The organism is Aquiflexum lacus (assembly GCF_015476655.1).
GTDB classification, from domain to species: domain Bacteria; phylum Bacteroidota; class Bacteroidia; order Cytophagales; family Cyclobacteriaceae; genus Aquiflexum; species Aquiflexum lacus.
The window spans coordinates 26822-35195 of the sequence record NZ_JABFHF010000043.1; the positions used below are offsets into that span (position 1 = coordinate 26822).

Genomic DNA, 8374 nt, shown 5'->3' on the forward strand with positions numbered 1-8374 from the left:
CTAAGGGATTACAGCTAAGCTGATCTCAAGGTATTGATCCTGCTATTAGGTAAGCAGGATAATTAACAATAAAATGATGATAATGGCCCCAACGGAAATATACACACCACCACCAAGATTTTTTGCCTCTTTTTTCATCTCCCTGAGTTCTTCTTTCACTTCTTTGCGCTCATCATTACTCAGATCAGAAAGGTCCATGGCTTTAATTTCGGCCACTCTGCTTTCAATTTCAGCCACGCGGGCTTCCTCTTCAACAGTCAGTTCCTTTTTATCTTTTTTGGATTCTTTAGCCATAGCCGCCGGCGCTATTGCTGTAAATAAAAACATAAGAGATAGAAATATTGCAAATTTTTTCATAGGGTAACAATTAAGTTTTAGTTAATAATAATTTTTAAGATTGGGTTTCGAAAAACCACTATGGATGACTAAATTACCAATAATCAGACCAATGCTGATTAAGGCAATTCCAATGTAGTCAATTTTTATCAGGATTTGTCAGATTTTCGGTCCACGGGTAGGATTATTATTTGTAATTTAGCCCATTCAGGAAAACGTCCTAAGTTTTCCAAATCTAAATTAATCCAATAAACATAACCGATACCATGTCCCCAAAAGGAGATAAGAAACTCTTCCTCCTGGATGCAATGGCCCTTATTTATAGGGCGCATTTTGCCTTCAGCAAAAATCCCCGTATAAACTCCAAAGGTCTCAATACCGGCATCATGCTCGGATTTACCAATACGCTCTTAGAAGTGTTGGAAAAGGAAAAGCCTACCCATATTGCTGTGGCATTTGATACCAAAGCGCCTACTTTCAGGCATATTCAGTTTGAAGCCTACAAGGCCAACCGTCAAGAACAGCCCGAGGATATTGAGGTAGGCATTCCATGGGTAAAGCAAATCGTCAAGGCCTTCAATATACCCCTATTGGAATTGGATGGTTTTGAAGCGGATGATATCATCGGAACAATTGCCAAAAAAGCCGAAAGAACCAGTTTTGAAGTCTACATGATGACCCCTGATAAGGATTATGGGCAATTGGTAGAAGACCATATCTACTTGTATAAACCTGCCTTTATGGGTAATGGGGTAGATATCATGGGCCCAAAAGAAGTTTGTGCCAAGTGGGACATTGAACATGTCGATCAGGTAAGAGATATCCTTGGGCTGATGGGCGATGCGGTGGATAATATTCCCGGAATTCCCGGAATAGGCCAAAAGACCGCCGTTAAACTTCTCAAAGAATATGGTACAATTGAAGAGCTCCTCAATAATACAGACCAACTTAAAGGGAAGCAGAAGGAAAATGTAGAGACCTTTGCACAACAAGGACTGCTTTCCAAAGAGTTGGCGACCATCAATATTGAAGTACCAGTGAATTTTGATGAATTGGACTTGCGCTATGATGGTCCTCATGAAGAAAATCTCAAAGCACTATTTGCAGAGCTCGAATTCCGATCCTTGACACAAAGGGTATTTGGAGAAAAAATCAAAAAACCGCAGGTCAAAGTGAGTGAACAGTTGGGACTCTTTACCGGTGTAGAAGAATCCAAAGTGGAAGAAGACGAAACGGTGGATGAAATCCCTTTGCCTGCCATTCAGTTACACGACAGTATCCTGACCTCTGCCCATGATTACCATAAAGTAGATGGAGAAAAAGCCATCAAGGAATTGATCGGTTATTTGGAGTTGCAGGATGAGTTTTGTTTTGATACCGAAACCACCGCCCTGAATCCCAATGAAGCCGAATTGGTCGGATTATCTTTTTCCTATGTACCCGGTGAAGCCTTTTACATCCCTTTTCCAGCCAATCAGGAGGAAGCCAAAGAGAAGTTGGAGTTATTCAGGGGAATTTTTGAGAATGAAAACATCACTAAAATAGGACAGAATGTAAAATATGACCTGTTGGTTTTGAAAAACTATGGCATGGATGTCAAGGGTAAACTCTATGATACCATGTTGGCCCATTACCTGATCGAACCCGAAGGAAAACATTCTATGGATTGGTTGGCCCAACAGTACCTCAATTATAGACCTGTATCCATTGAGTCTCTGATCGGTAAAAAAGGAAAGAACCAAGGCAACATGCGTGATGTAGAGGTGGATGAGGTAGTAGCTTACGCTGCTGAAGATGCAGACATCACCTTAAAACTCAAACAGGAATTTGATCCCATTATCAAGAGCAATGGATTGGAGAAACTGCTTCATGAAGTGGAAAATCCATTGATCCGGGTATTGACAGATATGGAATTTGAGGGGGTGCGGATTGATACCGATAGCCTGGCAGAGATGTCTGTCCTGTTGGAGGAAGAAAGCAAAGAAATAGAAAAAAGAGTCTATGAGCTTGCAGGTGAAGAATTCAATCTTTCCTCACCCAAGCAATTGGGAGAAATCTTGTTTGTCAAACTCCAATTAGACCCTAAGGCCAAGAAAACCAAAACCGGTCAATTTGCCACAGGTGAGGAAGTGCTGAGCAAGATGGCCGGAGAACATGAAATAGCCGAGGCCATTCTCGAATTCCGTCAGATGGTGAAGTTGAAATCCACCTACGTGGATGCCCTGCCCACCATGATCAATCCTAAAACAGGTAGGGTGCATACCACCTACAATCAGTTTGTGGCAGCCACAGGCAGACTTTCCTCCATCAACCCCAACCTTCAGAATATCCCTATCAGGACCGCGAGAGGCAGGGAGATCAGAAAAGCATTTGTTCCGAGGGATGAAGATCATGTTTTGTTGGCAGCGGATTACTCTCAGATAGAATTGCGCATCATGGCGGCATTCTCACAGGATGAATCCATGATTGAGGCATTCAAAAACGGCAGGGATATTCATGCTACCACAGCAGCTAAGATTTTCCAGGTTCCTTTGGAGGAAGTAACCTCAGACATGAGAAGAAAAGCCAAGACGGCCAACTTTGGGATTATCTATGGCATCTCTGCTTTCGGACTAGGGCAACGTCTTAGTATTTCAAGAACAGAGGCCAAGGAAATCATTGATGCTTATTTCAAAGAATTCCCTGCTGTCAAGGAATATATGGACAATGCTATCGAAAAAGCAAGGAAAAACGAATATGTAGAGACCATCTTGGGTCGACGTCGCTACCTCCGTGACATCAATAGCCGCAATCAGACCATGCGGGGCTTTGCAGAGCGCAATGCCATCAATGCCCCTATACAAGGTTCTGCGGCAGATATGATCAAAGTGGCCATGATCCATGTCCATGATTGGATGAAAAAAGAAAAACTTAAATCAAAAATGATCCTTCAGGTTCATGATGAATTGGTTTTTGATGCCCACAAAGATGAGGTTGAACTCCTCCAAAAAGAAATCCCCAAACTCATGGCCAACGCCGTCACCATTGAAGTACCACTTGAGGTTGAAGTTGGGATCGGTAGTGATTGGCTGCAAGCGCATTAGGGGATGAAGGAGAAAGGATGAAGAAAATAGAGCCAAGAAACAAGAGCCAAGAAACAAGAGGAGAGGTGAAAGAAAGCGTTTCCTTGTCACTTCGACGTCAGGAGAAGTCTGTTTCCCTACTATGGTTTACAGATCTCGAACTCAATAGACATCGGGACTGAGTTGACAAAAAGAAGTTTATGGATGAGCTTCGAAGCATTAATTACATCAATTGTTATATATAAAGTCTTTTAAGGTTGGATCGTAGAAAGAAGTCTGTTTCCCTAATTTAGGGTATTAGACCTCTCCTGCCGTCGAGGTGACAAGGCAAAGTTTTAAACACTTTGAAGCTGAAATTATATCAATAGTACCACTATACTCAAAGTGAAAGTCTTGGTTCTCGTATCTCGGTTCTCGCTTCCCACATCTCACGTCTCAAATCTAACGTCTCACGTCTTTATTCATGGCTAAAACAAAAACCACCTTCTTCTGTCAAAACTGCGGGGCGCAAAGCCCGAAATGGATTGGTAAATGCCCCTCTTGCGGGGAATGGAATACCTATGTAGAAGAGGTCATCCAAAAAGAGGAAGCAGGGAAAGGCAATTGGAAACAATCCACAGGTGGATCCAAATCCAAAAGAGCTGCTACGCCAAGGCGGCTGACAGATATCAATTTTGAAGAGCAGCCAAGAACAGTCACCCATGACGCGGAATTGGACAGGGTTCTGGGAGGGGGAATCGTTCCGGGGTCTTTGGTTTTGATAGGTGGAGAACCGGGAATCGGCAAGTCTACCTTGATGTTGCAGATTGCATTGTCATTGCCTCAGCTTAAGGTGCTGTATGTTTCAGGAGAGGAAAGTGAAGCCCAGATCAAAATGCGGGCGGAGCGGATGGCCTTTCATTCCGATAATTGCTATGTGCTTTCAGAAACCAATACCCAACAGATTTTTCAGCAGATAGAAATTCTCGACCCTGACTTATTGGTCATCGATTCCATTCAGACTTTACACAGTCAATATATAGAATCAGCAGCCGGTTCGGTTTCCCAGGTAAGGGAATGTACAGCGGAGTTGATGAAGTTTGCCAAGGAAACGGGAACACCTGTCTTCCTGATTGGACATATTACCAAAGAAGGTTCCATTGCGGGACCAAAGGTTTTGGAGCACATGGTGGATACGGTATTACAGTTTGAAGGTGATAGACACCTTTCTTATAGAATCCTACGGACTTCCAAAAACCGATTTGGTTCCACCAATGAATTGGGGATTTATGAAATGCGGGCTGAAGGCTTACGACAGGTAGCCAATCCTTCAGAAATACTTTTAACCCAAAGAGAAGAAGTTCTGAACGGTGTGGCTATCGGCGCCATGATGGAAGGTAACAGGCCCTTATTGATAGAAATCCAATCCCTCGTCAGTCCGGCCACTTATGGTACTCCCCAGCGCAGCAGTACCGGGCATGATGCCAAGAGGCTCAATATGCTTTTGGCTGTATTGGAGAAAAGAGGGGGTATGAGACTTGGGCAGCAGGATGTGTTCCTCAATGTAGCCGGCGGCCTGAAAGTAGATGACCCTGCATTGGACCTTGCCGTATGTGCCTCCTTGGTATCCTCTTATGAGGACAGCCCTGTTCCGACTGATCTTTGTTTTGCAGGGGAGGTAGGATTGGGGGGAGAAATACGAGCAGTCCACCGAATAGAAAACCGGATTGCAGAGGCAGAGAAATTGGGATTCAAAAGGATCATGGTGTCCAAATATGCCATCAAAGGCCTGGACCTGAACAAATATAAAATCAAGGTGATTCCGGTGAGTAGACTTGAGGAGATGTATCAGGGGTTGTTTGAAGTCGGGTGAGAAATTAGACATGAGATGTGAGGTGTAAGACTTCCCCGTCATTGCGCCTGCCTTCCTTTGGTAGGAGGAGCACTTCAAATAACCATATTACTAAGGATAAATCTCAGTGCTACGTGGCGATCTCTAGGTGGATTTTAATGATGACTTATGAGTGTTATTGAAAGAGTAGGGAGACAGATGTTTGCTTAATCAGACTAATTCTTATAATATAATCAAAACACGCCAAATGCTAAGTACGTTGCCACCATGATGTTAGTAGTGACAATCACAATGGCACTGAGGATTGATTTAGAGGATTAGAGGCAGCTTTGTATATTTGGTTGAAAATTTTATAAATTAGAATTATGGAAATATCTGTAAGGAAAATTAATATTATGAAAAAATTTCTTGAATCAAATGATGAGAATTTGATTTTTGAATTTGAAATTTTACTAGGATTAAAAAGTGACTATCCTGATATACTCTCTAAAAAAGAGATGAATTTTTTATCTGATAGAGCGGAAGATGAATATGCAAAAGGGAAAACATACTCTTCGGAAGAAATGCTTGATCAAATTAAAAAATGGAAGAAAAAGTAAGGTGGACAATCCAAGCTAGCGAAAACTTGGAGGAAATTTTTGACTTTTTGGAAAGAACCAATTCCAGTGACTATGCTTCAAAAGTAATTGAAAATATATATAAGAAAACTGAGATTCTTAATCAATATCCAAAAATAGGACAGATAGAACTCAGATTAATCAACCGAAAATTTGACTACAGGTATTTAATTTTTAGCCATTATAAAATAATCTATTTTCTAGATGGGGATATTGCGATAATTGCAATGGTTTTTGATTGTAGAAAGAAACCATCAAAATTAAAAATCGAGTAAATCGCACCACACCCCCCTTTTATTTTATTGACAATCAACAATATAAATTTTTTTTTGTAAATTAGTTCTGTTTTTATTTCCATTCACTTTTAGACTCGATAACCATGACAACTCAATCAGAAGACCAGAATGACAGACCGGAATTTACAGGAAAACGCTTGGTGATGCTTGACCCAGGCGCAAAGTTTAAAGATATTGAAGAAGGTGCAGAAGGCGCTTCTCTCAGGCTAGCCCCATCAAGTGATTACAAATCCCACGAGGAAGATTACTTGGAAGCCTTTGATCAGGCAGATGGGATTGTTTTTGAGAATTTTGGGGTAGCCGTTATAAACGATAACCATCAAGAGGAAATCAATGTGCTGACCAGTTCGGCAAGAACAAAGAGCATGTTTTTGTATGATGAACCGGAGCGTTATCTATATGCGCTCACTGCTGCAAATGCCTCAGGTGGCGGTGGATTTTGGCAGTGGCTTTGCAGGTTATTAGGAATTGGAAGACCTCCCACAACTCCCACACCTCCCAATCCTGGAAATCCAAATCCTAACCCCACACTTCCGGATTCTTTTTCGGACAATGCCCAAGCCTATTGGGGTGTCCATGCAGTCAGGGCATTGACCAGCCCATATACTGGTAAAAACATACCAATTGCCATTTTGGATACAGGATTTTTATTGGCCCATCCTGATTTTCAGTCCCGGGAGATAATCAGCAAATCATTTATTTCCGGAGAGGATGTCAACGATATCAATGGACACGGAACGCATTGTACAGGAAATGCCTCAGGAGGTATCCGTGGCACCAATGGCGTCAGATACGGTGTGTCCCATGAATCAAATATCTTTATTGGCAAAGTTTTGTCAAACGCGGGTTCAGGTTCTGATAGTGGTATCTTAGCAGGAATGGATTGGGCCATGACCAATGGCTGCAAGATCATTTCCATGTCCTTGGGTGCCCCTACCCGTCCGGGACAATCCCATTCAAGGATTTATGAAGACATTGCAAGCAATGCACTGAATAGAGGGACTTTGATCATTGCTGCTGCAGGTAATGAAAGCAGGAGATCAAGTGGCACTATCAATCCCGTGGGACATCCGGCAAATTGCCCCTCTATCATGGCTGTGGCTGCGGTGGATAGGTTTTTGAAAGTAGCGGACTTTTCCTGTGGAGGTATCAATCCTAATGGTGGTGAAGTGGATATTGCAGGTCCAGGGGTAGCGGTCATGAGTGCTTACAAAGCTCCTCAGATATACGCCTCTCTTAATGGTACGAGTATGGCTACTCCCTTTGTCTCCGGTGTTGCCGCCCAATTGTGGGAAAAAAATCCAACGGCTACACCTACACAAATTTGGCAGGAACTGATCAATACTGCGCGTCCTCTAAACTTACCTGCAAGTGATGTGGGTGCAGGATTGGTCCAAAGTCCACAGTAGCGTTTATTTAGTAATATTATCTGCTTTTTTCAGGATTTGATATTGATGGATCATATGTTTATGGATGTCTTGTCCTGATTTTTTCGGGATTGGATATTGATTGATACTTGATATTAATAGATATTGATGACATAGCGAATATTTAAACTCCGGAAATAATGTGATTTTGTATTCTATTGGCAGAACTCTTTATTCATTTAGCTAGATAAAAAAAATGGCAAACGATCCTATAAAATTCATTGCCTCGGTGGAGGATGGAGAAATCAAGAACATTCAGGAAATCGCTGAAAAGCTGCGAGAAAAAGGCTGTAAGATAAATCATGTCCTATCCTTTACAGGCGTGATTACCGGAGAGACCTCCGGAAAAGAAGATAGTCTACAGGAAATGAAAGTCAAAGGCATCAAGCATATTGAAGAGGATGGGGAGGTGAGGGCTTGTTAGATTTGAGAAGCGAGAAGCGAGAAATGAGATGCGAGAGACGAGAGACAAGAACCAAGAGCCAAGACCAAAAAGCAAAGCCTGCACTGAGTATCGGGGAAGCAAGATCGGGTATGCTAAAGTGGGAGCTCCGGTTTAAGAAATTGGTCGAAAGCCTATTCGGGGCAAGCCATCATAGTAACCCCCGCCTTCCCCTTAAAACCCAATACAGACTTCTTCCACCACGACGGACAGATTCTGAACGACTTCAAAAAGGTTTGACTAGAGATAAAAAAGCACATTTTGACCCCCAAGCCAACATCGGTCACCTGACATCGGTCATCTAACATTGTGCATCCCTGATTAGTGTTGACCGTTTTGTGATTGAATTATATTATTAAATAT

8 protein-coding genes are annotated in these 8374 nt (G+C 42.3%); 7 read left to right on the forward strand and 1 reads right to left on the reverse strand.

The window, feature by feature from the left end:
* Window positions 1-45 precede the first annotated feature (45 nt).
* A complete protein-coding gene (locus tag HMJ38_RS23795; RefSeq protein ID WP_194976954.1) occupies window positions 46-357 on the reverse strand; it encodes a hypothetical protein in 312 nt (103 codons plus the stop codon).
* A gap of 245 nt (window positions 358-602) precedes the next feature.
* Here HMJ38_RS23795 and polA point away from each other — a divergent pair, with 245 nt between their 5' ends.
* The 7 genes from polA (at window position 603) to HMJ38_RS23825 (ending at window position 7993) form a co-directional block, all read left to right on the forward strand.
* The gene (gene polA / locus HMJ38_RS23800; protein ID WP_194976955.1) at window positions 603-3419 is read left to right on the forward strand and encodes a DNA polymerase I; all 2817 of its coding nucleotides are present in this window, start codon (window positions 603-605) and stop codon (window positions 3417-3419) included.
* A 17-nt stretch (window positions 3420-3436) separates the two neighbouring features.
* The gene (locus HMJ38_RS25430; RefSeq protein ID WP_228780245.1) at window positions 3437-3580 is read left to right on the forward strand and encodes a hypothetical protein; all 144 of its coding nucleotides are present in this window, start codon (window positions 3437-3439) and stop codon (window positions 3578-3580) included.
* A 281-nt stretch (window positions 3581-3861) separates the two neighbouring features.
* On the forward strand, window positions 3862-5250 hold the full coding sequence (gene radA, locus HMJ38_RS23805; RefSeq protein WP_194976956.1) for a DNA repair protein RadA: 1389 nt from the start codon (window positions 3862-3864) through the stop codon (window positions 5248-5250).
* Between the two features lie 344 nt (window positions 5251-5594).
* Complete coding sequence (locus HMJ38_RS23810) at window positions 5595-5828, forward strand: hypothetical protein (RefSeq protein ID WP_228780246.1); 234 nt, start codon at window positions 5595-5597, stop codon at window positions 5826-5828.
* Complete coding sequence (locus HMJ38_RS23815; protein WP_194976958.1) at window positions 5813-6121, forward strand: type II toxin-antitoxin system RelE/ParE family toxin; 309 nt, start codon at window positions 5813-5815, stop codon at window positions 6119-6121. Before HMJ38_RS23810 ends, HMJ38_RS23815 begins: the two co-directional genes overlap by 16 nt.
* Window positions 6122-6225: 104 nt before the next feature.
* Window positions 6226-7551 carry a S8 family peptidase gene (locus HMJ38_RS23820; protein WP_194976959.1) on the forward strand — a complete coding sequence of 442 codons (1326 nt, stop codon included), beginning with the start codon at window positions 6226-6228 and terminating at the stop codon, window positions 7549-7551.
* A 214-nt stretch (window positions 7552-7765) separates the two neighbouring features.
* Window positions 7766-7993, forward strand: coding sequence for a hypothetical protein (locus HMJ38_RS23825; RefSeq protein WP_194976960.1), 228 nt, complete (start codon window positions 7766-7768; stop codon window positions 7991-7993).
* Window positions 7994-8374 lie beyond the last annotated feature (381 nt).